At 40.1% G+C, this 25,795-nt stretch carries 22 protein-coding genes; 11 read left to right on the forward strand and 11 right to left on the reverse strand.

Annotation, left to right across the window (positions count from 1 at the left end):
- Positions 1 to 118 precede the first annotated feature (118 nt).
- Genes VB836_RS25770 through VB836_RS25780 form a run of 3 tightly spaced genes read right to left on the reverse strand, consistent with a single transcriptional unit; the run spans position 119 to position 4,530 of the window.
- Entirely contained in the window at positions 119 to 1,588 is a 1,470-nt protein-coding gene (locus tag VB836_RS25770; RefSeq protein ID WP_323223813.1) for an EH signature domain-containing protein, read from the reverse strand.
- 15 nt (positions 1,589 to 1,603) lie between these two features.
- Positions 1,604 to 2,320 (reverse strand): OmpA family protein, encoded by a 717-nt coding sequence (locus VB836_RS25775; RefSeq protein ID WP_046276842.1) that lies wholly within the window; start codon positions 2,318 to 2,320, stop codon positions 1,604 to 1,606.
- Between the two features lie 8 nt (positions 2,321 to 2,328).
- Positions 2,329 to 4,530, reverse strand: a complete 2,202-nt coding sequence (locus VB836_RS25780) for a hypothetical protein (protein ID WP_323223815.1) — start codon at positions 4,528 to 4,530, stop codon at positions 2,329 to 2,331.
- A gap of 1,251 nt (positions 4,531 to 5,781) precedes the next feature.
- On the opposite strand from VB836_RS25780, the gene VB836_RS25785 reads away from it, so the two are divergent.
- From VB836_RS25785 to VB836_RS25795, 3 genes are all read left to right on the forward strand, one after another.
- Positions 5,782 to 6,399, forward strand: coding sequence for a FeoA family protein (locus tag VB836_RS25785; protein WP_323223817.1), 618 nt, complete (start codon positions 5,782 to 5,784; stop codon positions 6,397 to 6,399).
- Between the two features lie 68 nt (positions 6,400 to 6,467).
- The gene (feoB, locus tag VB836_RS25790; RefSeq protein WP_323223819.1) at positions 6,468 to 8,813 is read left to right on the forward strand and encodes a Fe(2+) transporter permease subunit FeoB; all 2,346 of its coding nucleotides are present in this window, start codon (positions 6,468 to 6,470) and stop codon (positions 8,811 to 8,813) included.
- A 9-nt stretch (positions 8,814 to 8,822) separates the two neighbouring features.
- On the forward strand, positions 8,823 to 9,047 hold the full coding sequence (locus VB836_RS25795) for a FeoC-like transcriptional regulator (RefSeq protein ID WP_323223822.1): 225 nt from the start codon (positions 8,823 to 8,825) through the stop codon (positions 9,045 to 9,047).
- A 155-nt stretch (positions 9,048 to 9,202) separates the two neighbouring features.
- Here VB836_RS25795 and VB836_RS25800 read toward each other — a convergent pair whose 3' ends face one another.
- Genes VB836_RS25800 through sbcC form a run of 3 tightly spaced genes read right to left on the reverse strand, consistent with a single transcriptional unit; the run spans position 9,203 to position 12,972 of the window.
- Positions 9,203 to 9,568, reverse strand: a complete 366-nt coding sequence (locus VB836_RS25800) for a HepT-like ribonuclease domain-containing protein (protein ID WP_046276844.1) — start codon at positions 9,566 to 9,568, stop codon at positions 9,203 to 9,205.
- A complete protein-coding gene (locus VB836_RS25805) occupies positions 9,565 to 9,858 on the reverse strand; it encodes a nucleotidyltransferase family protein (protein ID WP_046276845.1) in 294 nt (97 codons plus the stop codon). The genes VB836_RS25800 and VB836_RS25805 overlap by 4 nt, the downstream gene beginning before the upstream one ends.
- A 27-nt stretch (positions 9,859 to 9,885) precedes the next feature.
- Positions 9,886 to 12,972, reverse strand: a complete 3,087-nt coding sequence (gene sbcC, locus VB836_RS25810) for an exonuclease subunit SbcC (RefSeq protein ID WP_323223826.1) — start codon at positions 12,970 to 12,972, stop codon at positions 9,886 to 9,888.
- A gap of 208 nt (positions 12,973 to 13,180) precedes the next feature.
- Between sbcC and VB836_RS25815 the strand changes: the two genes are divergently transcribed.
- From VB836_RS25815 to VB836_RS25835, 5 genes are all read left to right on the forward strand, one after another.
- Positions 13,181 to 13,801: a hypothetical protein gene (locus VB836_RS25815; protein ID WP_323223828.1), complete on the forward strand. Its 621-nt coding sequence runs from the start codon at positions 13,181 to 13,183 to the stop codon at positions 13,799 to 13,801.
- A gap of 193 nt (positions 13,802 to 13,994) precedes the next feature.
- Positions 13,995 to 14,516 carry a DUF2267 domain-containing protein gene (locus VB836_RS25820; RefSeq protein WP_323223829.1) on the forward strand — a complete coding sequence of 174 codons (522 nt, stop codon included), beginning with the start codon at positions 13,995 to 13,997 and terminating at the stop codon, positions 14,514 to 14,516.
- 18 nt (positions 14,517 to 14,534) lie between these two features.
- Positions 14,535 to 14,876, forward strand: a complete 342-nt coding sequence (locus tag VB836_RS25825; protein ID WP_046276848.1) for a cupin domain-containing protein — start codon at positions 14,535 to 14,537, stop codon at positions 14,874 to 14,876.
- A 36-nt stretch (positions 14,877 to 14,912) separates the two neighbouring features.
- Positions 14,913 to 15,170 (forward strand): hypothetical protein, encoded by a 258-nt coding sequence (locus VB836_RS25830; RefSeq protein ID WP_046276849.1) that lies wholly within the window; start codon positions 14,913 to 14,915, stop codon positions 15,168 to 15,170.
- A 251-nt stretch (positions 15,171 to 15,421) separates the two neighbouring features.
- The gene (locus tag VB836_RS25835) at positions 15,422 to 15,547 is read left to right on the forward strand and encodes a hypothetical protein (protein WP_323223831.1); all 126 of its coding nucleotides are present in this window, start codon (positions 15,422 to 15,424) and stop codon (positions 15,545 to 15,547) included.
- An 11-nt stretch (positions 15,548 to 15,558) separates the two neighbouring features.
- Here the strand turns inward: VB836_RS25835 and VB836_RS25840 are convergent, their stop codons facing one another.
- The 4 genes from VB836_RS25840 to VB836_RS25855 form a co-directional block, all read right to left on the reverse strand.
- A complete protein-coding gene (locus VB836_RS25840) occupies positions 15,559 to 16,515 on the reverse strand; it encodes a diguanylate cyclase (protein ID WP_200906216.1) in 957 nt (318 codons plus the stop codon).
- Entirely contained in the window at positions 16,505 to 19,552 is a 3,048-nt protein-coding gene (locus tag VB836_RS25845) for an ATP-binding protein (RefSeq protein ID WP_323223834.1), read from the reverse strand. Before VB836_RS25845 ends, VB836_RS25840 begins: the two co-directional genes overlap by 11 nt.
- A 264-nt stretch (positions 19,553 to 19,816) precedes the next feature.
- A complete protein-coding gene (gene tal / locus VB836_RS25850; protein ID WP_323223847.1) occupies positions 19,817 to 20,968 on the reverse strand; it encodes a transaldolase in 1,152 nt (383 codons plus the stop codon).
- Positions 20,969 to 21,034: 66 nt separating this feature from the next.
- Complete coding sequence (locus VB836_RS25855) at positions 21,035 to 21,553, reverse strand: universal stress protein (RefSeq protein ID WP_046276854.1); 519 nt, start codon at positions 21,551 to 21,553, stop codon at positions 21,035 to 21,037.
- Between the two features lie 458 nt (positions 21,554 to 22,011).
- Here VB836_RS25855 and VB836_RS25860 point away from each other — a divergent pair, with 458 nt between their 5' ends.
- The 3 genes from VB836_RS25860 to VB836_RS25870 all read left to right on the forward strand — a co-directional run bounded on the left by VB836_RS25860 (position 22,012) and on the right by VB836_RS25870 (position 25,629).
- Positions 22,012 to 22,233 (forward strand): hypothetical protein, encoded by a 222-nt coding sequence (locus VB836_RS25860; RefSeq protein ID WP_323223836.1) that lies wholly within the window; start codon positions 22,012 to 22,014, stop codon positions 22,231 to 22,233.
- A gap of 41 nt (positions 22,234 to 22,274) precedes the next feature.
- Complete coding sequence (locus tag VB836_RS25865; RefSeq protein WP_323223839.1) at positions 22,275 to 24,998, forward strand: cation-translocating P-type ATPase; 2,724 nt, start codon at positions 22,275 to 22,277, stop codon at positions 24,996 to 24,998.
- A 79-nt stretch (positions 24,999 to 25,077) separates the two neighbouring features.
- Positions 25,078 to 25,629 carry a hypothetical protein gene (locus VB836_RS25870; RefSeq protein ID WP_323223841.1) on the forward strand — a complete coding sequence of 184 codons (552 nt, stop codon included), beginning with the start codon at positions 25,078 to 25,080 and terminating at the stop codon, positions 25,627 to 25,629.
- Here the strand turns inward: VB836_RS25870 and VB836_RS25875 are convergent.
- The coding region (locus VB836_RS25875) for a zinc ribbon domain-containing protein (protein ID WP_323223843.1) at positions 25,602 to 25,795 on the reverse strand (194 nt) is incomplete at its 5' end. The genes VB836_RS25870 and VB836_RS25875 overlap by 28 nt on opposite strands.

Consider the following 25,795-nt stretch of genomic DNA (forward strand, 5'->3'; position numbering starts at 1 on the left):
ATGAACAGGGAAATGTTATTCTTGTGGGTTATAACCCCAATCAAACCGAAGTTCATCGACAAATTAACACTCAATTTCTGCAATTTAAACCTTAATACTATCTAATAGTATCTCACAATTACGCTAACGTTTTCAAGTCTTTTTGCCACTGTTTTAACTGTAAATCTCGTTCTTTTTGTTTATTGGGTTCGGGGGGGCGCAGTCCTGTTTTCCGGTCATATTTCCCATAGTATTGCAACATTCCTTGAAAACATTGAACATCTGCATTCGGATAAATTTTCTTTGCGGCTAACCACCTTTCACAGGAACTTTGCCAAAAAACAACATGATCGTGAATGTCACCCCCTAGTTTTCGCAGGTGTTGAATCGTCGGTTGTTTTAAGTTAAAAAGCACTCGTTCATGTTCTTTATTTTTAGGAATTAACCGAGCTTCACAGCCAACTCCCTGCAAAAATTCTATCACAAAATATTGCCCTAAATCTAAGATGATCACTTCAGTTTCGTTGGGACAGGTTTTGAAAATATCACAAGATAAATCACCCCGTTGATAACCCAGGCGATCAAAAGAACTTTGGGGTAAGAGTAGACGAACTCGCCGAATACTGTCACTATAATTTCCCCAAAAATTCTGTCGTTCTTCTAACTGTTTTCTGTCAAATTCTGTCGGTTGTAAAAATCTTAAAATTAAGTCAATCAATCTCTGAATATAATGATAATTCAGCGCACCGATCCAACGGTTGAGACTATTTTGAGCGGGTTCAGACAGTTGATCGAGTTGAGTTGAATATTCATCTTTTAGCCATTCAATCAACTTGGGACGGTGATTTTTTAAAACGTCATCTGAAATTTGTGTGAGTAATATTTCAACAGTTGCAAGTTTTTGTTGAGGCGACATCTGTTGGAGACATCGCAGTATCCATTCCACACCCGAACGATCAGAAACATTATTTTTCACAAAAATTTGACCCACACAATTCAGCGTGAGTTCAATGACAGGAAGGGAAACAGGTAATTGCGCTTTTTCAAGGAGTTCTTGAGGTGTTTTTCCATATTTCCAGCTTAAGTTTGCGATCTCATAATCAATTTCACCTTGAGAAATGGTTTTGAGGATTTGTATGGATAAAGCATCTCCAGACGTCGCAGTTAAACTCCAGTCTATAAATGCTGTAATTAAACTTTCAGCAATCACTGGAAACGGGATATTTTGTGATGTTACTAACTCTTTTTTGCTTTGGTAATAAAGTCCAATTCGCCAAAAAAGTAGCTGTTTTAACCAATCTGCTAACAAGAAATCTTCACTAATCCCTTGCCAAATAATTTGTGATATTTTTTTACTTTTTTCTGGATACTCATGTTCCCATTGAGTTTGTATCCAGAGATAATAAATCCATTCTATTTTTGTGAGTTTATCTATATTTTGACTTTGTAGATCAGCAATAATCTCATCTATAGAACGAAGTAATGAAGTTTCAAAACGAGGTAAGTCGAGAGAAAATTTGGATGAATTTTCACTAACTAAATTAAGTTTATTCGGGGTTTCATCAGGTTGATTTGATGGAATTTTTAGGGAGCTAAATTCAACAGTCATCGATTTATTTCCTTTTTACTTTGAATCCAGACTTAAACTCTCACGACGGAATTGAAAACGGAACGTCACTTTGCGATCGCCTGAATTATCTTGAGTTTGATCAGCATCAATTTCCCCCCGACCTGAAACTAAAATTTTATTTTGAAATTGTGGTTTTTGAGTAAAAGATAGCTCATTCGATAAGATATAATTAGAAACAGCTAAAGCACGCTCTAAACTCAATTGCATATTGCGAGTTGGAGTTCCGGCTGAACTGGTATGACCTTCGATAATAATCCGAGCAATTTGTTCAGAAAATTCAGAATTAGAAAAAACTACCTCGCTATAAACTGGGATAAATGCTTTTAAAAACTCTTTTCCTTCTGCTTTCAGTACCGAACTATTATCATCAAATAAAATGCGATCGCGAATACTCACATCTCCCGTCGCTGGATCAACTGTAAAAGTATCTTCAGTTCCAACTTTCCCTTCTAGCGCATTAATAATAATCTGCGGTAAGGCTTTAAACGCCTGTTGATATTGTTCTAACTCTTTTGAAAGTTTTTCGACCTGAGCCATTTTTTCATCAAGCTTTTTTACATAATCATTCAGTTGAACTTGTACAGTAATAAACAATAGCGCAAAAAACAGTAGCAAACCTGACATTAAATCCCCAATTGATAGCCAAACACTAGAATCTTGGTTATCTTCTAAATCTTCATTGGTTTCAAAATCAAAGCGATTGATGTTCATTTTTAAAATTAATTTTTGGTTTGTTTGAGACTTAAATTGTCAGCAGAGGCGACTAAATATTGAGCCACTTGCATCAACCCATCAGAACTTGCTTGCAACCCTTGACAGACTTTTGCCATCGAACTATCGGCATCTGTAAAAAACTTATTTTGGGATGCACTAGCTTGTTCTAAATAGTGAATTAATTGTTGATTTCCCGACTCCAAAGCCAGATTAAATTGACTAACTAGATTCTGATAAACACTCTCAACTTGCTGTACTTGTTCTTGTTCAGCTTGCAAAGAAATGTGCAATTGTTCAACTAAGTTTGTATAAGTATTTTCGAGTCGTTTTCCTTCAGTATTTAACTGTTCAACTAACTTTTCATAAACAGTTTCTACCCGTTTTACTTCCTCAGCAGTGATCTTCGCCAGTTCTTGTAATTGAGCCATGCGATCGCTCGCATTTAACCCAACAGAATTAGCATATTCACTCACTTCTTTTGCCGTTTTTAAAACAATTGCCATGCTTTCATCAACTTGTTGCGACATCAATTGTCGCTTTTCTGACTCCTCTTGAAATACCCGTTGCAATGCAACGACAACTTGAGCTAGACCTTTTTGTTGCTTTCCAAGTGTTCCCTCTAATAAGTTATTTTGTTCTTCAAAGAAATGTTGCAGAGAAACCTGATAACCAATGCGAAACCTTTCTAATTCTTCCTGTACCGTTAAGCGCGTATTTTGTAGCATTGTATCTACATTTTGCAAACTCCCGACTAAATTTTCTTGAGCTTGGTTCATCAGTTGAGATGCTTCTTCTCCGACGGCTTTAATCGTATTCGATTGAGTTTGAAACGCATTGTGAGTTGCTGTTAAAATTTTCGTCATGCGTTGCTGCACTTGTTCAAGCATTTGTTGTTCTTGTTCAGCTTGAGTTTGCAAAGCGAATTGCAGGTTTTCTTTAATTCCTCTAAACGTATTCGCCGCATCTTCAGCACTAGCTTGAAACGCTATTCTTTGTGCTTTCATTCCCTCAATACTTTCTGCAACTCCTGATCGAATTTCCAGAGAAACTTGCTGTAAAACTCCTTGAGTATCGCTTTGAAATTCTCCTAAAATACTTTGCAATGAACCTGCAAAAGCTTGTAACTGAGTTAAGGTATCTTCCTGAAACGTTTGAATCGTTAAAATCGATTGGGCTAAACTCGCCGAAATTCCCCCTAATTCACTTTTTAATTCTCGCACGGCTTGAGACGCTTCTTGAGTCAATTGTGCGCTTTGATCGAGTCGTTCCACAACAGGTTCAATCACTTGTATTCGCAGTTCTCGCAGTAAGTTATTTAAGATCACTTCACCTTGATCCGCTTTAATTTGTTTTAAGGTAGTTAATTCCTCCCGAATATCTTGAAAAATCGGTGTCATTGCTAATCCGACTTGAGTTCCAATGGCGTGAGAATCTACTCGATTTTGAGCTTCTATCAGTTGAGAAAAACCTGCTTTCATAATCTCTGCAATATTCAAATTACCTTGAGAGTTAGCAGAGTTTGAGAGTTTAATTTGAGAAATTTGATCGAGTTTTTCTCGCAAATTATCTCTAAAATTTTGCCGTTTTCGCTCTCCCCAAGCCAGTACCAGCGTCATTAAACTTGCAGAACCTAAACCCATAAGTGAGCTAGAAAAAGCAGTTTTCATTCCTTCTAGAAGTAGTCGGATTGAAGGGAGTAATTCTGTGGTATTTTCTAAGTTTCCTAAACTTATATCTTGTAATCCACTCTGAATACCATAAAAGGTTCCTAGCACTCCAATTGCAATTAATAAACTCGGTACAAATTGCCATTGACTGCGAGGAATTGATCGGGTTAAAAAGGCAGGATATTGAAATAAAATAAATTTTCTACCTTTAATTTCAGTTTCGTAGGTGTTACCTTGATAGGAAATTTCACCGATGAGGTAGCTGCTAAACCAGTCCAATAGTAATCCCCAGTTAGAATGAAAAATTTCGGTTGATTTTAATTCGATTCGACCTTCAGGTTGACGTTCTAGCTGAAGTGATAAATAGGTGATAGCTTCTTGAGTAATCTGACTTTTAGCCTTTAGATAGCGTTGGTATTGCCTCACAAATCTATGCTCACCCCAAACAGCAATTATCAATAATATTAAGGTGCAAACATGAAAGAAGCTATTTTGCCAAAGGACAGAAATAAATGTGTAAAAAGAATTAACTAATTGCATTTTAAATTTTAATTTTGAGGACAAAAATGATCAATGACAAAGATTAAAAGCTTATTTAAAAAGAGCTTAAATTAACTTCAATCATTTTTAATAGGGATTGAAATTTGTAACCCAAAAATGCTAGTAGCAAAATACAGGAATAGGCTAGTCTTTCAACTTTTCCCCATCCATAGCGATCAAAAAACAGGCAGTTGTGTTAACGATGAAACAATCATAGCAGATGACCATCAACAAAGTTCATCGGACTGATATTAATTTTCTATACGGTTTATAGAGATTCAAAAACTGTTCCCCAATTTTCCTCCTTCGGCTTACTCTTGCCGCTCTTTTCTCTAAATCTTTCAGTATCGCAAAATTAATTCTAAAAGCTTCTCCACCCGAATAGGTTTCATAGGGTCTGGTTCCGCGTTTTAAACTAGAATTCAAGATCAGTCTTGTTTGTCTCAATCTATGTCATATGACTAAAGTTGTAAAAGGGATTTCGCCTTACACAGTTCATGCCTGTCCCCATAAAAACTCGCTTTTGTTAGGTCAAGTAATCCGTCAATATTTATAGGGTTTTAATCCAAGATTATTTAGTCCGAAAGTCGAGAATGTACCCCAACTTTTGCGGTGATGGGGGGGTTGGGGTGACTGAGGATGAAGTAAGAATTATTCTCTAAATTGCAGGATAAAACTTTTTGAGAAAAACTTTTGACTAAATTTCAGACCCCTTTGGTTGTGAACTGAAGTGAGGACAGGAGTAAAAAACGGCTTCTTACTGACTTTTCAGCCCTATAGAACCCGCTTGTCTTCAGTCTTCAAGGATTGCTTGTAGCATCCCTACCTATAGACTAAGATACTTAAAAATTATTATCAATAAATTCTCGAAGCAGGCAGCGCCGAAGCAAGAGGGGGTGAGTACGTCAAATTGTACCCCTCTATCCCCACCAATCACGAGAGCAACCCGTTTGACGTACCCTGCTCCAGTTCAAAAGGAATTATTCTGAAGTTTGATTGAGAACCTAGTAGATTATTTGTGAAAAATTTGTATCTATACAAATCTTGATATTTTCAAGCCCTAAAAGAGCTAAAACCCTTGATATAAAATACCTCTATCACTTCTAGACAGAAAGGTTCAAGGAGCAAAAGCTAAATTTTCCTAAAAAATAAATTGAGTAGAAATACAGAGATGGTATATTAAAAACCACAGCTAGATGCAAATAATTTTTAAAAAGCTGAAGCAAACTCTACTCAGCAGGAGTTCAAAAATTGAATAAGAATGACAATCAGCGTCAACAAACTCAAAAGGGTAAAGGCTGGAGCTTTAGATACTTTGGCGGAACTCCCGCCGCCCCGTCATCCCCTGATGAACCTGTCACCAGTTCCTCTTTTCCTCTCACTCAAGCCAAGTCTGGAACGCAAGTCTGGGTAGTGGGTTTCCGAGGCAAAGGGGGAATCAGTCGGTTGTTGGGAATGGGACTCACTCCCGGCATCGAACTTCAGGTTTTAAGTACCCAACACAGTGGCTCTGTCGTCGTCGCCATTGCAGATAACCGCTTAGGCTTAGGGGCGGGAATGGCTGAAAAAATCATGGTGACAGACGAACCCCTCAACCGTCAACAGGAACAAACAACAATGGAAACTCAGGACACATCTATTTACCTGCGGCAAATGCCCTCTGGAAGCGTCGGGCGCATACTCGGCTATGAAAAATCCTATCGAGCCTACAAAAGCAAATTGCTGTCAATGGGACTCACGCCCGGTACTGAATTTACGGTGATTCGGGTGGCACCTTTTGGTGATCCAATTGAAATTAACGTGCGAGGATTTAACCTCAGTTTGCGGAAGCAAGAAGCTGATGCTTTAGTTGTGGAAGTTTTGAGATAAGGCAATCATGCAAGAGGTAAGAGGCGAAATATTTGTTAAATCAATCGTTCATTTAAAGGGAATTCAAGATGGCAACTCGGAAACCGATTATTGCCTTAATTGGCAATCCTAACTGTGGGAAAACAACGCTATTTAATGCCCTAACGGGATCAAATCAACGCACGGGAAACTGGCCTGGAGTGACCGTTGATCGCAAAGAAGGACAGTTTAAATATCAAGACACGACTATTACCGTTGTTGACTTACCGGGCGTTTATTCTCTCGATGCGGAAGACACCGCCACCGGGATGGATGAATTAGTCGCCCGAGATTATCTCCTCTCAGGAGAAGCCGAACTGGTAATTAATATTGTCGATGGTTCTAACCTAGAGCGCAACCTCTATCTAACGACTCAGTTAATGGAAATGCGCTTACCGATGATTATCGCTTTAAACATGATGGATATTGCCGAAAAAAGAGGCATTCAAATCTATCCTGAACGACTCGCTGAACATCTAGGATTAGCCGTTATTCCGATTGTTGCCGCCGAAAGCAAAGGGGTAAAAAACCTGGTCGAAACCATTGATAAAATGTTACCCCATTTGACGCGATCGCCTCATTATGTCGCCTATCCGGCAGTGATTGAAGATGCGTTAAATGAACTCATCCCCTACATTACCCAACATAGCCATCTTCGCATCGTTGAACCCCGTTGGACGGCTTTAAATCTCCTGCAATACGATGAACGAGTCGCCCCAGAATTAGCCACGTCAGAACTCACCAATATTGTGGCTCAACACCGTCACAAAATTCACCAAGTTTTGGGCGAAGATATCGATATTTTAGTTGCAGATAGTCGCTATGGCTTTATTCAAACCCTGACTCAAAACACTACAGAACGAGTCGGACAAGCCAGCAGCAATCTCTCTGACAAAATTGATCAAATCGTCCTCAATCGTTGGTTAGGAGTGCCGATTTTCTTGGGCGTTATGTACCTGATGTTTCTATTTACCATCAACGTGGGTAGCGCCTTTATTGACTTCTTTGATATCTTTGCGGGTACGATTTTTGTTGAGGGTTTCGGTGAAATTCTTAATAATATTGGTACACCCGGATGGATGATTGCGCTATTAGCGGATGGTGCCGGAGGCGGTATTCAAACAGTAGCAACATTTATCCCTGTGATTGGGTTTATGTTTCTATTTCTCTCTCTATTAGAAGACTCTGGCTACATGGCGAGGGCGGCATTTGTCATGGATCGGGTGATGCGGTTTATTGGACTTCCGGGGAAATCTTTTGTGCCAATGTTAGTTGGTTTTGGCTGCAATGTTCCGGCGATCATGGCAACGAGAACTTTAGAAAATTCTCGCGATCGCTTAATGACAATTATGATGAATCCGTTCATGTCTTGTGGGGCGAGATTACCCGTTTATGCGTTATTTGCTGCGGCTTTTTTCCCCGTTGGCGGTCAAAATATTGTCTTCGGACTCTATCTTTTAGGGATTTTGGCGGCAATTTTTACAGGATTAGTCATGAAGCATACCCTCCTGAAAGGACAGATTTCGCCCTTTGTAATGGAGTTACCGCCCTATCATTTGCCTCGCATGAAAGGGGTGTTGATCAGAACTTGGGATCGACTACAAGCCTTTTTATGGCGGGCGGGAAAACTGATTGTTGTGATGGTGATGATTCTGGGATTACTTAATTCTTTGGGAACAGATGGTTCTTTTGGAAATCAAGATAGTAAAAACTCTGTTCTCAGTGTTACCAGTCAAGCGGTGACGCCGATATTTTCACCGATGGGAATTACTCAAGAAAACTGGCCGGCAACAGTCGGGATTTTTACAGGTGTATTTGCCAAAGAAGCAATGGTAGGTACTCTTGATGCAGTTTACAGTCAATTAGCAATTCAAGATAATCCTCAATTAGTAGGAGAGGATGAATTTAGTTTCTGGGGCGGTATTGGGGAGGCTTTTGCCAGTATTCCGGCGAATTTAGCTGAACTTCCGAATGCTTTACTTGATCCGTTGGGGTTAAGTATTACCAGTGTTGAGGATACAGAAACAGAAGCCGCAGAACAAGGAATTACCGTTGGAACCTTTGGGGCGATGGCGAAGCGATTTGATGGAAAAGTCGGAGCGTTTGCTTATTTACTGTTTGTATTATTGTATTTTCCTTGTGTTTCGGCAACGGCTGCGGTGTACCGAGAAACGAATCTAAATTGGACGGTATTTGTAGCAGTTTGGACGACGGGAATGGCTTATATTGTTGCCACGAGTTTCTATCAAATTGCTCGGTTTAATCAACATCCGGTTTTTTCTGTCCTGTGGTTAATGGCGATGCTTCTCCTCAGTGGCGGAACATTATTCATTCTGAAGATGGCGCGTCCAGTGAGTCGTCAAAATTCCCAAGAAATAACAACTGTTGAATTATAGAAAGAGACGATGATTTTAACTGAATTGCAAAATTATCTCGCTCAACAGGGTAAAGCATCTTTATCTGAAATGGAAACTCATTTCCGCACCGATGGGGATGCTTTACGAGAAATGCTGAACCGACTCATTCGTAAAGGTCGAGTTTATCAACACAAAGTCGAAAAATGTGGAGGTTGTAGCCATTGTCAAACTGAAAGCTTTGAACTTTACGAATGGGTGGGAAAAAATAATTGATTTTCACCCCCTCAGCTTTCAAAAAATGGGTCTAATTGTCAGGCCCATTTTTGTTTTTATAGATCGTTATCGATGTTGTATGGGTATGAGTTGGAGAAGCAAAAACTATGTTTCTTTCGACTCGCTGAGAACTTCAACCCCACTTCAATTGTTTTTTAATCTTTCCTTTTTGACTTCCGTTCCAAATATTCAGAGAGTCGCTTAACCGCAGATTCCAACCCCGGCAAATAATTGGCGATCGCATCCCAAACTCGCTCTAAATCAATGCCGTTCAAATAATCGTGGACTAAAACATTTCTAAATCCAGATAATGCCCGCCAATCAACATCCGGCGCTTCTGCTTTTAAATCATCCGAAAGCTGTTGTGTTGACTCCGCCATTGTTTGCAACCTTCTTAATACTGCATCCTGCACCAAAGAATTATTCATAAAACTTTCTCGATCGTTGCCCGTATAATCTCGAATGCGATCGATACACTCCAAAATATGCACCAAATAAACGCGATCGCGTTCCGGGTTCATAACGGTTTTGCCTCGCTCAATACTCGTTCTTTAATCAAAGGACTTAACCCTTGTTCCGTCACAATATCCACCCGACAGCCCAACAAATCCTGCAAGTCCATCAGTAGCCCACCCGGAAACCAAGGAGTCGTTTTTTCCAAATCATAATCAATCAAAAAATCAATATCGCTTGTTTCTTTTTCCTCTCCCCTTGCCACCGAACCAAACACCCGCACATTAAAGGCGCCATGTTGGGCGGAAATTTTGATAATTTCATCGCGTTTTTCTTGTAATAATCTCATTAATGACATGGCTTTTTTAGAAATTCAAAAAGTGGACTACATTAATAATCTCAGTTGAGAACCTGTTGGGGATTTTTCAACTTCTATTCTGGCTTGAAAAGCTTCTTTTAAATGGGGCATATGTGTAACGGTTAAAATACAAGCAAAATCTGAGGATATGGCGTTAATAGCCGCAATTAAACGGTTACATCCTTCCGCGTCTTGGGTACCAAACCCTTCATCAATAATCAGCATTTGGAGGGCTGTTCCCGCGCGTTGGGCGAGGAGTTTTGCTAAGGCTAACCGAATCGCAAAATTAATTCTAAAAGCTTCTCCACCCGAATAGGTTTCATAGGGTCGGGTTCCGCGTGCATCTGCAATTAAAATGTCTAAAGTATCGATTAATTTTGCCGTTTTCTTTGAAGATTTGCTACTGCGTCCCGCCCGTTGGGTAATAAACTGAATATGTAACTGATTGGCAGATAATCGCGATAAAATTTGATTTGTTTCGGCTTCTAACTGCGGTAATACATTCTCAATCATTAAGGCTTGAATGCCATTTTTTCCAAAGGCTTGCGCCAGTTCACTATAGACGCGATATTGACACCGAGCGGTTTCTAACTGTTGTTTTTGTTCGCGATGTTGGGTGTTTAAACTCTCTAAATAGGCTTGCTGCTGTTTGAGACTTCCCAACTGACCTAACGTTTGATCCATTTGTTGACGACGCTGCTGAATTTGTCGTTCTAACTGCTGAATTGGTTCGCTGAGATCTGGGGTTTCTTTAAGCTTTTGTTCGAGGAGATCTATTTGGGCTTCAACGGTTTTGATATCCTGGGCTTTACTGGCTTTTAACTGCTGTAATTGTTCTAAACGTTGCTGAACTTGCGGATATTGTTTTTGGGCTGAATTTAACTTCTCCACCCGAGTTAACCACTGTTGGGCTTGACGCAATTGCGATCGCACTTGATTATGTTCTTCTAAATTATACCCTATTTCAGCAATAGAACGATCTAACGTCACAATTTGTTGCTGTAATTCCGAGTGAGTTTGTTGTTGGGTGAACTTTTCTTCAAAAGCTGCTTTTTTCGCTTCTAACTCGGGTTTTTGAGCTTGAATTTTCGCTAACTTACTTTCGGCACTTTGCAGTTGACTTTGCTTAATTTCTGCCCAACGCCAACGCTTTTCTTCATTCCGAGCTAAAACGTGGCTTTGCTCATTATAATTGAGCTGTTGTAATTGTTGCTCGAGGTGTTGCTGTTCTCGATACAATTCTGCTGCAAATTCTCCCGTTTGTAGCGATCGCTCAATTTCTCTCGCTTCTAATTTTAGTTGTTGAAACCTTAACTGAGATTCTTCTATCCCTTCTAATTTCGCTTGAATTTGTCCTCGTTGTTCTCGATATTCCTCATACTGCGATAACTCCTGATCTAGCTGGCGATACTCCTCTCGAAACCCTTTAATTTCCCGTTCAGCTACGGCTAACTGTTCATTGACTACCCACATTTGATCGCGAATTTCTTGCTGCTGAGTGCGATGTTTTCCCACCACTAAACCCCAGTGATGTTCATCTAGAGGGCGATCACACAACGGACATAAAGGCTGAACCGAATTAGCTTCTTTATCCCCATTTGACGGCATCCCTAATAAACTAATTTTCTGATCTAATTCAGCTAATTTTGCTTCATAATCTCGTTGTCTAGCACACAACCGTTCCATAAAATTGTGTCTTTCTAGCCCTTTTTCTTTGACTCTTTGTTGATAAACCTGCTTTTTTTCTAACTCCTGAATTTGGGCATTAATTTGTTGTAAAGTTCGTTGTAATTCCGGATGAGTTTGCAAATTTTGTTGGAGTTGACGAATGGACTTTAATAACTCCTCCAAACGCGCACTACAACTCGCCGACGCCCGATCTAATTGCGTTTGTAACTGTTGGCGTTGTTGTAATAAAGGGGTGACTTTTACCTGTAATTCATCCAGTTGATTTAAATGGTTCCGAGCGGTTTGTAATTCGATCAGGGCGGCTTCTACTTCTGAACGCTGGTTTAAGACTTCTAGCTGTTCACTTTCTTGTTGACTTAACCCTTCTAACTGCACCGTTATATTTATAATTTTTTGCTGGATTTGCTGCAAAATTTGCCGTTGTTGTTCAAGGAGTTCTTGACGGTTTTGTTGAGCTTCTTGATAGGTTTTAAATCTTGCAGAAAAGCCTTCTTCAGTCGCTTGTAGGGTTTGAAATCGAGTGTATCCGGCTTGAATTTCAGACGCTTGTTTTAAGACGGCTTCGACTTCTTGCTGTTGTTGTTGAGTAGTGCTAAAGTCTTGCTGGAGTCGTTGATAATCTTGAGAGAGCGTTTGATATTGTTGTTGTTCGCCTTGACGCAATTTTTCCCAGGTTTGGCGATGGTGTTGGCTGGCTTGTAGCTGTTGTAATTGTTCCCGTTCGGTGTTTTGTTGACTGTTCAGTTGGTTGAGACTGGTTTCGAGGTTCGCAATATTTTGAGTCATTTCATTTTGCTGTTGAAGCTGTTGCTTGATGCTATCTATCGTTTGTTGCAACAGTTCAATTTTCCCTTTATATTCTCGGGATAAATCTTTAGCGCGATCCGCTAATTTATCGTACTCATTGAGTTTGAGTAAACTGGCTAAGATTTCTTTTCGTTCATTGGGGCGTTTGAGCATGAATTCATCCGCTCGTCCTTGACGCAAATAAGCAGAATTAATAAACGTATCGTAATCCAATTTAATCTGATCTAATATCTTCTGCTGTGTCGCTCGCATTCCCCGTTCTCCAATGGCGCGAAACTCAATTTTTGCTCCGTTTTGAATTTCATTATAAGCTTGAGTTGCCACTTGAAAATCGAGCGTTCCAGACTGACCTCGCCGACGGTTGCGAATCACCCGATAGAGGTTTCCCTCGCCAATGAAGGCAAAGTCTACTTGAGCTTCTGTTTCTCCCAAGTGAATGATATCATCTTCTGTAGCGGCGCGACTACTGCCCCAAATTGCCCAGGCGATCGCTTCAAGTAGCGAAGATTTTCCCGCCCCATTCGGCCCACAAATACAGGCGGTGTGCAGTCCACTAAAATCAAGGCTAGCTTCTCGATAGCTGAGAAAGTTTTTGAGCGTTAGTTTATATGGAATCATAGAGTAATTGTAAGACTATTTATCCCCTCTTGTCATGGGTTTCATCTATATTTTATAATTCTTTACAGTTTCGATCTAGATTGGTGAATTGCTGTTCGCTAACGGTTGAATCTCGGCAGGATACGCTATATTTATAGTTGATAGAGGCTTTTAAACACTAAACTTGGTGTTAGTTTGTTCACCGAATTTCTGATTTCTATTATAACCGATGACGTCATTCACTCAAAGCTCCATCCTTCTCTCTCAAGCAGTCAAAGCGGTCTTCACCAAGTCGCTGGAAAAGCCTGCGGCTGATCAGGTTGTAGAGGCACTTGTTGAACAAGAAAAAACCGCCAGTAAACAGAAACAACCAGCAAATTTGAGTCAATTTGTGGGAACTTGGCGGCTGTGTTTTATTACCGGAACTCAAAAAACTCGCCGTAAAATTGGCATCGCTTTAGGCGCCGGTCGTTATCTTCCCAACTGGGTGAAAATTCATTTATCTTATTCCGTTTCTGTTTCTCCTCAAGCCAATTTAGAGCAACCTTTTGAAACGGGAAAGGTAGAAAATTCTGTTCAGTTGGGTGGGTTGAAATTAACCCTCAGTGGGCCTGTAAAATTTTTAGCAAAAAAGAATATTTTAGCGTTTGACTTTACCCGCATGAATGTGATATTATTCGGAGTGAAGTTGTATGATGGCTATATTCGTGGCGGCGCGGAAAGCGAAGAAAAGTTTTACAGCGATCGCATAAACAAACAAGCATTTTTCGCCTATTTTTATATCCAAGAAAAAGCGATAGCTGCCCGAGGGCGAGGCGGAGGGTTAGCTCTTTGGGGTCGGGAGAATTAATTCGATCTTCTTCTATGATTTCTTGTATGGTTTCTAGCCCCCATTACAAAAGCATTACCCACATTCCCAATCAACATTCCGGTACTGCCAAAAATCAACCACCAAATGCCAGCCTTTTGGAATTATAAGTCGATATCTTCCTTAGGAGGGATGAAAACAGAGGGGGAAAGCCGAGTATTATCTAAAAAAGAAGGTGAAATCAAGCAGAGTAGCCAGCAGCAAAGAAATTGAAGGAATTTACGTCTCTCCTATTATGACTGGCATAGCAACATTTGATCGAACATTAGAACAAACTCACACTTGGGTTAACGATATCGCCCAAATATTAAAGTGCGAAAATAAAGAACAGGTATTTCAAGGACTGCGAGTTACATTACATAAATTACGCGATCGCTTAACCGTAGAAGAAGCCGCCCATTTAGGCGCCCAACTCCCCGTATTGCTGACGGGATTTTACTACGAAGATTGGAAACCCGCAACCAACCCCGATAAGACCCGTTCCCAAGGACAATTTTTGCAGTCCGTAGAAGAACAATTACCCGCATGGGAATCAACAAATATTAGCATTGAAAACTTAGTTCGGGCTGTTTTTAACATTATCTCAAGTCGGGTTTCAGCAGGCGAAGTAAAAGAAGTGATTAACATGATGCCGGATGAAATTAAACAGCTTTGGCCCGAACCCATGCAAGCTGAAGTCGCCGCCAGCCGACAGTAATTAACACACTTAAAAATCATGGTAGATAAAACCGTAAAAAAAGTCAGCGCCGAATATTCACCCCAAGGTGAAATGGATCAGAAATATTTAGTTTCCGGTCGGACAATCTCGATGCGGTTGTGGGAAAATGAACAGCCCCACGAAGGAAAACCCATCGTTGAACGGGACTATGAAACGGTTGGTTTTGTAATCAAAGGACGGGCGGAATTGTACCTAGAAGGACAGAAAATAATTCTGGAACCGGGCGATTCTTGGGTCGTTCCGAAAGGCGCCCGTCATACCTATAAAATCATCGAACCGTTTACCGCAGTAGAAGCCACGAGTCCCCCGGCTGAAATGTACGGACGCGACCAAGTTTAAACTCAATAAAAAACGAAGAAAAGGAGGACTCAACTTATGAGTACCAAAGAACAATCAAGAGAAATATTGACGGAAGAACGTCATTATTCTCAGCAGCGTCAAGAGTCAATGGTTGAACGGGCTGAACCCCAAGCTGAGAATGCAGACGAACAAGCGGACATCACTCAAGAAAGAGCGCGAGAACTGGTTAGTGAAGCGCATCTCAAAGAAGAAAAACGTAAACAATCCATGTCAGAACGCATGGAAGAAGCGATTGAAAAATCTCCCCTGGCTGACCCCGATCATCCTGATTAATTGGTGATGAATTAAACTTCCGAACAATCTCAGCAGGGAACCGTTGTTTCTGTTCGAGGGAGCGTAATTAACGTTAAAATTTTGCCGCCCTTACCCCCGATTTTCAAAACCTTGATGAACGCTTCTCTCTGCTTCTCAAGGAAGAGAATCGCGCCCCCTCTTTCGGGAGTTCGGGTAAAGATTTACCAATTTAGATAGATGGAACTGAATCATTCTTTTACTAAAAAATTCCCCTACAAACGGGTTGAAAAGTGATAGATGCTTTGGTTCCCAGGAGTCGGGGTCAACGAGAATTAATTGTTGGCGATCGCCGTTCAATTACCGGAGAATTACTCGATATTGCATCGGGATTTGAAGCCTTAACTTCGAGAGAATAAAAAAACTCGGTTTAGGACTTGAAAGGCCCAGAAATACTACAAACTTGATTGCGTCCTTGTGCCTTCGCTTTGTATAAAGCATTATCGGATCGTATCCACAGATCATCGAGTTTTTCATCATCAACATGATAAGTGGTTACTCCCAAACTAATTGTAATTTTAATCTCAAGATTCAAGTCAGAATTAGAGTTAGAAATCGGAATCGAGAGATCGGCGATCGCTTGCCGCAAACGTTCCGCTATTTTCAGAGCCGTTTTCAGATTAGCGTCGGGTAAAACAATGGCAAATTCTTCCCCCCCCAACCGTCCAAAACTATCCCTCTTTCGCAATAAGCTTTGTACCTCCTGAGTCATCGTTTTCAGAACTCGATCGCCAACAATATGTCCGTAGGTATCATTAATCTTTTTAAAAAGATCGATGTCAAGCATGACGATAGAAAAAAGCCGATTATAATCAATCGCGCCCTGAAATTCGGTCTCCGCAATCGAGATCAGATGGCGACGATTGAAAATTCCAGTGAGCGGATCGGTAATCGCTAGCTTTTCCAAAGCGGCTGCTGTTTTTTTGAGTTGATCTTGAGTATATTTTAATTCCAGATGAACTCGCACCCGAGCCAACAGTTCGGGAGGATAAAAGGGTTTAGTAATGTAATCCACAGCTCCCTGGTGAAAAGCTTCTAATAAATGCTCTCTTTCTTCACTTGCCGTCAGAAAAATAATCGGAATTTCACAGAATTTGGCATCGGCTTTTAACTGTTTACAAACTTCTAAACCGCTCATAATCGGCATCATCAAGTCCAGTAAAATTAAATCGGGTTGAGCAAGTTTGGCGCGTTCTAGGGCTTGTTGTCCGTTAGTCGCAAATGTGACTTCATAGCCCACTTGCTCTAACATATCAGCAAGCACTTGCAGATTTAGAGTGATATCATCAACCACTAATATGAGAAATTTATCGGGATTAAAACTCATTATTTTTACGCTCTATTTCGGCTAAAATTAGAGAAAATTTTTCAATTGTGTCGGGGATTATCTGCCATTCAAAAGCATCAAGTTGGGCTGATATTTCTTGAGCATAATCGAGCAAAAGCTGACATTTATGCTCCGTTCCATAGGCTTGTAAGCGTTCATAAAAAGCCTTAACTTCACGCCTTTTCAGGGTAATTATTAACTGCTCCCAAACCGTTTTTTCTTGATTCAATTTTTCAATCAATTGAGGGAGTTGTTGTATTTCTTCAGTTTGATTAGATTGAGATCCTAGAGCCTCAGAAGCAGTAGTTAATTCGCCCTGGGTAAAGGGAAGAACCGTTTTTAAGGCACTAACCAGTTGAGCGCGATTAATCGGTTTGTGAAGCACGCCTTGACACAGAAATTGTACATCTAGATAGTCTTGTCGCAGAACAGAAGCTGTGACAATAAATATAGGAATATTTTGAGTTTTATCATTTTGTTTGAGGGCATTAAATACACCTCGTCCATCCAGATTTGGCATTCGCCAATCTAGTAAAATTACATCAGGTTGTTCGGTTTGAGCAAGTTGAATTGCACTTTGACCATCCTGCACCAACAGCAAACGATGTTGAGTTCCTTCAAAATAACCTTGAATCAGTTGTAAATTTGAGTATACGTCATCTACGGCTAATATTGTTGAACTGTTAAATTGCTTTAAGTCTTCATCAACAAATGAGACAGTCTCCGAGTCCAAAGGTGTATGACTCACCTCGATTTCAGGAAACACAAAAATGAAGCTACTCCCGTGACCTAATTCACTTTCCAGCATTAGGGTTCCCCCTAATAATGTGGTGAGGCGGCGAGTAATTGCTAATCCTAAACCCGTTCCTCCGTATTTGCGCGTACTTTGACCTTCACTTTGAACAAAGGCTTCAAAAATATCGTCTTGCTGATCTTTAGCAATACCAATTCCTGTATCTGTTATCGCAATTTCTAGCCAGACTTTCGGGAGATTTTCTTGAGTATAAGCTTGAGCGCGAATTGAAATTTGAATAAAACCCTGCTCCGTAAATTTAATTGCATTTCCTAAGACATTAAAGAGAATTTGACGCAGACGTATACCATCAAAAAAAATGCCTTGAGGAACCGTGTCATCAATTTGGCTAATCAGAGACAATCCCTTTTCTTTAGCTCGATGGGTGAAAATCTTTTTAACTTCGGAAATTAACTGTCGTAAATTTAAAGGTTCGTAGTGGACTTTAAACTTTCCAGCTTCGATTTTAGAGAGATCAAGAATATCATTAATCAGATCAAGTAATGACTGCCCACTGGCAGCAATTAACTCTAGATAAGAACGTTGGCGGGGTTCAGTGACTAATCCTTGAAGCAAGTCACAAAAGCCTAAAATGGCGTTCATGGGAGTGCGAATTTCATGGCTCATATTCGCTAAAAATTCGCTTTTGGCTTGATTGGCAATTTCCGCCCGTTGAGCCGCTTGTTCGAGGGCAAGCTGAGAAGACTGTAAAGCCGTGAGCATGAGTATATTTCTTAATTCTAAAGCTGCATCAAGTTCTATTTTTTTCCAGGGAAGCGAACAGCCTTTTATCGTTTCTTTCCAAGCTTCAAAGGAGCGACGCGGAGAGAGTTGCATCGTGCCATCCTCTGCTAAAATAACGGGTTTATTGGGATTTCCAGCCCAAGTGACGGTTTGAGTTCTTTCAGGTCTTAACCAGACAATTTGATAGGAAGTATTCAGGGAGAAAATAGAGATGACTAAAATTCCACTGGCGATCTTTTGATAAGCCGAAAACTCGGGATAAATCTCACTGAGATTATTGGTATGAAAGAGTTCGACTTGATGATTAAGTTTTAACCAATCTAACAACTTTTTTACCGCTTCAGTTGGGGGTGTATCTCCAAAAACGAGCAATTCATCTTGGAGAGCAATTAGAATCCCACTGGCATTCACGAGAGACGATAAACGGTTGCCATTTTTATGAAGAAAAGCAATAATATTTGCAGGTTTTATTGATAAATAATTCTTGAATTCTTTTTGCAAACTTCTCACCTTGTATTGGTATTTTTCTGATTCTTTATACTGCTTTTTAAATAGTTTAATTGACATAAACTGTCCTAAAAAATCACAGGCTTTGCGAGTTTCATAATTGACGGATTTAGGTTGATAATGATGACAAACAATCATTCCCCACAGTTGATCATCTTGAATCAAGGAAATACATAAAGAAGCTGCAACACCCATATTTTGGAGATATTCTACATGGATCGGAGAAACACTCCTGAGCATGGAATCACTTAAATCTAAAGGTTCATTGGTGAGGGGATTAAGAACCGGAACGATATCTACAGGTTTATAGTTGATATCGATAATCAGACGTAACCAACTTTTACAGTATAACTTTCTCGCTTGCAAAGGGATATCAGAAGCCGGATAATGCAAACCTAAATAAGATTCTATATCCTCTTTTTTTGCTTCCGCAATCACAACTCCACTACCATCTTCTTCAAACTGGTAAATCATTACGCGATCATAACCTGTGAGTTGAAAAACTTCCCAAACTAGCCGATCTGTAGACTCTTGAAAACTGGAAACATTGACAATACTTTTGAGGGAAGCTTTGAGTAAATGATAAAAGCTGAGGGGATAACTTCTTTGAGAATCGGATTGGATTTCTAACTCCAAACATAAAACACCATCTGTTCGATGAATCACCCCTTCAAATTTAGAATAAGGAGAGGGAATTTTTGTTCTAATTTCAAAGGGGTTAAAATAATCAAGATCTACCTCGTAAACAGCTTGGGTTAGAAACTGAATATCCTCATCTAAAAAAATCTCATTTAATTTTTTTCCGAGTAGCGACTGAGCTTCAATGCCTAAAAAACGAACAGTATTTTGACTGGCTTGTAAAATGCTCAGATCAATGTCTTGGAATGTGAGGAGAACTCCATGAGGTTGAATTTTTCCCGGAATATGGATAGGTTCGCGATCACAGTTCGTCAGATCAATCGGTTCGGAATAAATAAAGTTAATATCTTGCATTTTAAAAAGATGATTGAATGGTGTGGGTGCATTTTATTATAATTTTTATAAGACTAATGTTCAAATCAGAGTTTCAACCTCCGACCCCGGTGAACCGTTCAACCACTCAGCATTCTTTCTCAAATCCTGATCTTCTCAAACATTAAGCTTTATGAACAAGTCCAGCAAACAGACGAAGCTCTAATCTAAATACCTTACAAAAAAACAAAGAGGTTGTTGATAACCTCCCCGATTTAAGATATTTCAGTTAAACGAAATTTGTTTCTAAACGGTGGTGAGTTGTTGCGCTTTATCTGTGAGAGACTGCATCAATTCATCATAAGGCTGAGTAAACTGATCAATTCCTTCTTCCAACAATTCAGCCATCACCTGATCTAAATTAATCTGAATATCAGGATCTTGCAGACTTTCCATCAATTGATAAGCATGATCCACATTTGTTTCTATTTTATCGGCTGAAGGATTACAGTGATCGGCGCAAACTTCAAGAGTTTTTAGTGGTAAGGTATTCACTGTATTTTTCCCGATTAATTCATCGACATACATAACATCGCTGTATTCAGGATTTTTGGTACTCGTACTCGCCCAGAGTAACCGTTGAACATTTGCGCCTTTTTCCTCTAATGCTTTCCAGCGCTCGCTCCCGAAAATTTCCTTAAATTTTTGATAGGCGATTTTAGCATTAGCAATGGCGACTTTCCCTTTTATTTGACTCAAACGCGCCTCTTCATTCAAGCTTTCAGTGCCGATTTTTTTCATTCTTTGATCAATCAATTCATCAACTTTTACATCAATCCGACTGATAAAGAAGCTAGCAACCGAAGCTATTGAATCAATGGGTTGATTATTCTGGACTCGCGTTTCTAGTCCGCGAATATAAGCTTGAGCGGCGGCTAGATAACTTTCAACTGAAAATAATAGGGTAATATTAACGTTAATTCCTTCAGAAATCGCCTGTTCAATAGCCGCCATTCCATCAGGAGTTCCTGGGATTTTAATCATCACATTCGGACGATTAATTTCCTTAAAGAAACGTTGAGTTTCAGAAATTGTTTTTTGAGTATCTCGCGCCAGAGAGGGTGGAATTTCGATGCTGACATAACCATCTAATTTCTGTGATTCCTCGTAAATTGGGCGAAAGATATCACAGGCTTTGCGAATATCATCAAAAATTAAGTTAGCGCAAATCTCTTCTACCGACTGCTTTTTCTCAATTCCCGCTTTTATATCAGCATCATAGCTTTTATTTCCAATGATAGAAGCCTTAAAAATAGCCGGATTTGATGTGACTCCTCGGATGTTTAGATTTTTGATTAAATCTTCGAGTTCTCCTGATTCAATCAAACTACGATTTAGATAATCCATCCAAATGCTTTGATCATACTGGCGAATTTTAGCGATTTGATTCGTTGTCATCATTAATTTCTCCAATCTCGTCTAATTTTCAACAAACTTTTAACTTTTCAGAAAGCAATACTCCCGTCAGTTTTTGTTCTGCACCACTAACACTGAACAAGGCGCATGGTGAACCACATGGTTACTCACACTTCCGATCAAAGCTTCTTTTAAACCTGTGCGACCTGTACGACCCACAACAGCTAAATCTGCATTCCATTCCTGCGCTGTTTTACAAATTTGTTGACCGGGATTTCCCCCAGCCAGAACACATTTATATTGAGTCCTAACTCCTTTATCCTCAGCCTTTTTTTGATAGTTATGCAGCCACGTCTCTGCTTGTTCTCTCGCTGTTTTAATCTCTTGTTCGGTAGCTTGTAATACCTCTTTTTCCGTCATAGAAGGATACATTCTCATCAAAGGATGTAAACCCCTTCCGGTTGTTGTTTCTGCTGGTGCTACAGTTGGCATTTGTTCCAACCTGGGTAAGCAAAAAATCAGCAAGAGTTCAGCTTTTTGAGTGTGAGCGATATCAAACGCTTGTTCAAATACATCTTCTCCTTGGGAAGATCGATCTAATGCAGCTAATACTTTACTGTAACTCATAATGTCATTCGCTCTGTTTTTCCTGTGTTACCTTACTATATCGACCTATTAAAAAAGTGAAAAATCTATTATTTATAAATTTAACATCGAAAACCAGTAACTTCTTCTGTCAGAAGATGGATTTATCTCCCGACTGCTCAAATGACCCTCTGTTTTGATAAACTCTTCCTCTTGAAAGATGTAAACTTGACAACGAGATTATACTTTCTCACTATTAATCTTAACTTTTCTCAACATAAATATCTCTCTTAAGTGTTGGTTGAACCTCTGTCTGAAGATAGAGGAATTTTTATTTGAATAAGTTTATATTAAAAGTTGTTTTAAAAAAATGAAATTTTGTTAAAAAACCGGGATGTAGAAGACAAAATTAACCCCATTAATAGATTATAGAAAAGGGAGTGATTTTTAATCTCCCATCAGCTTCAATTTTCAACCCTTTGATTAAACCCTTTTAAAAAATGATTATCTGTCCTCTCTGTTCGGGAGAATTAACTCGTCATGTTTGTCAGCACAAAATCTGTTGGTTCTGCTCGGACTGTCGGCAAACCATATCAGACTTTTTAGTAGAACAATACAACGATCAGTCTTTAGGTTTAGTTGCGATCGCAAGCACTCAGTCTAAATTCCATCACTCCCCAAAAAGCAACCGTTCTTATTCCTCTAAAAAGTTAGCCTCATAAAAGTTAAAAATTTCACATTCTATCCCTTTAAGTTAACCCCTATGACAGAAACTAAAGAACAGCAAGAACAGTTCGATCTTCGCTGGACAAGCTCCCATTCCACAGAAGAAAACCTGAATAAACTTTCCGTCGAAACCAACCAGGGACTTGCCTCTTCTACCGTAAAAAAAAGACAAGAAAAGTACGGCCCTAACCGTTTACAAGAAATCAAGCGTCGTAGTAACTGGCAAATCTTTATCGAACAGTTCAAAAGTCCGATTGTTGGACTATTAGCAATAGCGGCAGTTCTTTCCTTTTCTTTTCAAGATTGGGTTGAAGGAATTGCCATTATTATTGCGATTTTTTTAAATGCAGTGATTGGCTTTTTTACTGAACTAAAAGCCGTCAATTCGATGGAGTCTCTACAAGAACTCAGCCACACAAAAGCCAAAGTCCGACGAGATCAAAAAGTTCAAGAAATTTCTGCTGAAGAACTTGTTCCCGGTGATATTGTTGTCCTTGAAAGTGGTGATTTAGTCCCGGCAGATGTGCGAATTTTGGAAGCATCTAAGCTGCAAGCTGATGAATCTGCTTTAACCGGAGAATCCCTTCCTGTCAGTAAAACAACAGAAGCTTTAGAAGGCGATCTTTCCCTTGCTGAACGTACAAATATGCTGTTTAAAGGAACAGCAATTACACTAGGTTCGGGTGAAGGAGTTGTAATTGCAACTGGAATGAATACCGAACTCGGTCATATTTCCTCAATGACGGCGCAAGCTAAACAAGAATCTACCCCCTTAGAACAACGACTTGATAAACTCGGTCAACATTTAATTTGGGTAACATTAGTAATTGTAGCCTTAGTAGCCGGGGCGGGAATAATTGGGGGGAAAGAATTATTTTTGATGATTCAAACCGCCATCGCATTAGCTGTGGCTGCGGTTCCCGAAGGACTTCCAATTGTGGCGACTGTCGCCTTAGCGCGAGGAATGTGGCGCATGGCAAAACGTAACGCTTTAATCAACCGTTTATCGGCGGTAGAAACCCTCGGTGCTACCAATATTATCTGTACCGATAAAACCGGAACATTGACCGAAAATCGAATGAGTGTGGCGCAAATTGCCTTATCTTCTGGAATATTAAAAGTGAGTGGAGAAGCGTTAAAAATTGAGGGAGAATTCACCCAAGATGAAGAAAAAATAGATCCCCAACAAAACGAGTGTTTGCGCTCCCTCTTAGAAGTGGGAGTTTTGTGTAATAAAGCCACCTTACCCGAACTTAACGAAGAAAAAGATAAACCCCTTGGTGATCCGATGGAAGTCGCCTTATTAGTTGCCGGAGCCAAAGGAGATATTCGCCGCAAAAAACTATTAGAAACCTATCCAGAAGTTCAAGAAATTGCGTTTGATTCCGACAGTAAAATGATGGCAACAATTCACGACGATGAAGAAGGTTATCGTTTTGCTATTAAAGGCGCACCGGAGTCAGTTATCGACGTTTGTACTCAACAATTAACCGCAGAAGGTGTTCAAGATTTAAGCGAAGATGAACGCAATGCTTGGCAAGAACGCTGTAATAAACTCGCCAAAGAAGGATTAAGAATTCTTGCCTTTGCCTCTAAAAATACAGACAATTCGGAAGCCGAACCCTACGAAAATCTTACCCTTTTAGGCGTAGTTGGATTACTCGATCCCCCCCGAGAACAAGTGAAATCTTCCCTAAAAGCTTGCCATGATGCAGGAATTCGAGTGATCATGGTGACAGGAGATCAAGCCGTTACCGCTCGTAATATTGCCTTGGCTGTAGGCTTAATCACTGAACAAGAAGCCGAAGCAAGACAAGGCAATGAACTTCAATCTCTCGATAATTTATCTAAACAACAAAAGCAAGAATTACAACAAGTTTCTATTTTTGCTCGCGTTAGTCCTGAACAAAAACTGAATTTAGTCACCCTACATCAAGAGCATAATGCTATTGTTGCCATGACAGGCGATGGTGTTAACGACGCACCCGCATTAAAGAAAGCAGATATTGGCATTGCAATGGGAAAGCGAGGAACTCAAGTGGCGCAAGAAGCGGCAGATATGGTATTACAAGATGATGCCTTTTCTACAATTGTTGCGGCGGTAGAACAGGGGCGGGCAATCTTTGGGAATATTCGCAAGTTTACCCTGTATTTGCTCTCTGGAAATATGGGTGAAATTATTGCGGTGGCTGGGGCTTCGTTAGTCCAAGCACCCTTACCCTTATTACCCTTACAAATTTTATTTCTAAACGCTATTAATGATGTCTTTCCTGCGTTAGCTTTGGGCGTGGGAGAAGGAAGTCCTAACCTGATGAAACAAAAGCCCCGCGATCGCAGTGAACCGATTTTACCCCGCCGTCATTGGATGGCAATTGTGCTGTATGGCGTGATTATTTCGCTCACCGTTTTGGGGGTATTTTGGCTCTGTTTAACTCGTTTGGGAATGGAGGAAGAGCAAGCAGTTACTATTTCATTTTTAACCTTAGCTTTTGGTCGATTGTGGCACGTTTTTAATATGCGAGATTCCAACTCTGGATTGTTGAGAAATGAAGTCACCCAGAACCGTTATGTGTGGTTAGCGTTATTAGTTTGTACAGGTTTACTGTCGATGGCGGTTTACATTTCACCCTTAGCAAATGTGTTACAATTAGTTAATCCGGGCTGGCAAGGATGGGGATTCATTTTAGCAGGAAGTTTAATTCCGTTAGTCATTGGACAAATACTCAAAGCAATCATTCCTCAGAGATGGTTTGCATTGTAAATCAATCTATCCGCAGTCAGATTTTTCCATCGCATTTTTGCTTCATGCTAGATTTCAGAACCGCAATCTATTTACAGAGATGAGTCATAAAAATTACGAAGAAAAATATACTAAGCCGGAGTTACGGCGTCAAATCAAACAAGAAATAATGGAGTCTGACAAAGGGGGACAACCCGGGCAATGGTCAGCGCGAAAAAGTCAGTTACTCGTACAGGAATATGAAAAACAAGGCGGAGGTTATCAAGGCGAAAAAGATGAGGCTGCACGTTCTTTAGAAGACTGGACAGAGCAAAATTGGCAAACTCAAGAAGGGGATGAAAACGCTCGGCAAAATAATAAAACAAAACGGTATTTACCCCAAGAAGTTTGGGAACGTTTGAGTGAGGAAGAAAAGCAAGAAGTTGAGGAAAAAAAGCAGTCGGCTTCTCAACAAGGAGAACAATATGCAGAATGGACGACCGCCGTGAAGCGAGTGATGCGCGAAATTCAACAGTCTGATGAATCTGAACTCACCAAGCGAGAACTTTACCAAAAAGCGCAAGAATTGGAGATAGAAGGACGCATTGACATCCTCTCCGCCGTAAACGACGGAGATTCCAAACATCACTGTTTGGGTTTCCTCTTTCTATGAGTTGACTTACTCAACTGGGTTTCCCCACTTAAGCAGAGGTCAGTCTCTCGGGAGGCGTTGATTTCCATCTGCCCGACGGTATTTGATAGCTGTTTTAATGCAGATTTTAGAATGTTTTTGGCGGCGTTTTCATCCCGGTCTGCTACATACCCACAGTGAGGACATT

Source organism: Limnoraphis robusta BA-68 BA1 (assembly GCF_034932365.1).
Lineage (GTDB): Bacteria > Cyanobacteriota > Cyanobacteriia > Cyanobacteriales > Microcoleaceae > Capilliphycus > Capilliphycus robustus.

What these genes read in the sequence shown, in the direction of transcription:
- VB836_RS25775 (WP_046276842.1), bottom strand. Translation starts at nt 2,320, where the DNA reads ATGAACATCAATCGCTTTGATTTTGAAACCAATGAAGATTTAGAAGAT.
- VB836_RS25770 (WP_323223813.1), bottom strand. Translation starts at nt 1,588, where the DNA reads ATGACTGTTGAATTTAGCTCCCTAAAAATTCCATCAAATCAACCTGAT.
- VB836_RS25845 (WP_323223834.1), bottom strand. Translation starts at nt 19,552, where the DNA reads ATGCAAGATATTAACTTTATTTATTCCGAACCGATTGATCTGACGAAC.
- tal (WP_323223847.1), bottom strand. Translation starts at nt 20,968, where the DNA reads ATGACAACGAATCAAATCGCTAAAATTCGCCAGTATGATCAAAGCATT.
- VB836_RS25840 (WP_200906216.1), bottom strand. Translation starts at nt 16,515, where the DNA reads ATGAGTTTTAATCCCGATAAATTTCTCATATTAGTGGTTGATGATATC.
- sbcC (WP_323223826.1), bottom strand. Translation starts at nt 12,972, where the DNA reads ATGATTCCATATAAACTAACGCTCAAAAACTTTCTCAGCTATCGAGAA.
- VB836_RS25780 (WP_323223815.1), bottom strand. Translation starts at nt 4,530, where the DNA reads ATGCAATTAGTTAATTCTTTTTACACATTTATTTCTGTCCTTTGGCAA.
- VB836_RS25805 (WP_046276845.1), bottom strand. Translation starts at nt 9,858, where the DNA reads ATGTCATTAATGAGATTATTACAAGAAAAACGCGATGAAATTATCAAA.
- VB836_RS25795 (WP_323223822.1), top strand. Translation starts at nt 8,823, where the DNA reads ATGATTTTAACTGAATTGCAAAATTATCTCGCTCAACAGGGTAAAGCA.
- feoB (WP_323223819.1), top strand. Translation starts at nt 6,468, where the DNA reads ATGGCAACTCGGAAACCGATTATTGCCTTAATTGGCAATCCTAACTGT.
- VB836_RS25870 (WP_323223841.1), top strand. Translation starts at nt 25,078, where the DNA reads ATGAGTCATAAAAATTACGAAGAAAAATATACTAAGCCGGAGTTACGG.
- VB836_RS25855 (WP_046276854.1), bottom strand. Translation starts at nt 21,553, where the DNA reads ATGAGTTACAGTAAAGTATTAGCTGCATTAGATCGATCTTCCCAAGGA.
- VB836_RS25825 (WP_046276848.1), top strand. Translation starts at nt 14,535, where the DNA reads ATGGTAGATAAAACCGTAAAAAAAGTCAGCGCCGAATATTCACCCCAA.
- VB836_RS25865 (WP_323223839.1), top strand. Translation starts at nt 22,275, where the DNA reads ATGACAGAAACTAAAGAACAGCAAGAACAGTTCGATCTTCGCTGGACA.
- VB836_RS25815 (WP_323223828.1), top strand. Translation starts at nt 13,181, where the DNA reads ATGACGTCATTCACTCAAAGCTCCATCCTTCTCTCTCAAGCAGTCAAA.
- VB836_RS25830 (WP_046276849.1), top strand. Translation starts at nt 14,913, where the DNA reads ATGAGTACCAAAGAACAATCAAGAGAAATATTGACGGAAGAACGTCAT.
- VB836_RS25800 (WP_046276844.1), bottom strand. Translation starts at nt 9,568, where the DNA reads ATGAACCCGGAACGCGATCGCGTTTATTTGGTGCATATTTTGGAGTGT.
- VB836_RS25860 (WP_323223836.1), top strand. Translation starts at nt 22,012, where the DNA reads ATGATTATCTGTCCTCTCTGTTCGGGAGAATTAACTCGTCATGTTTGT.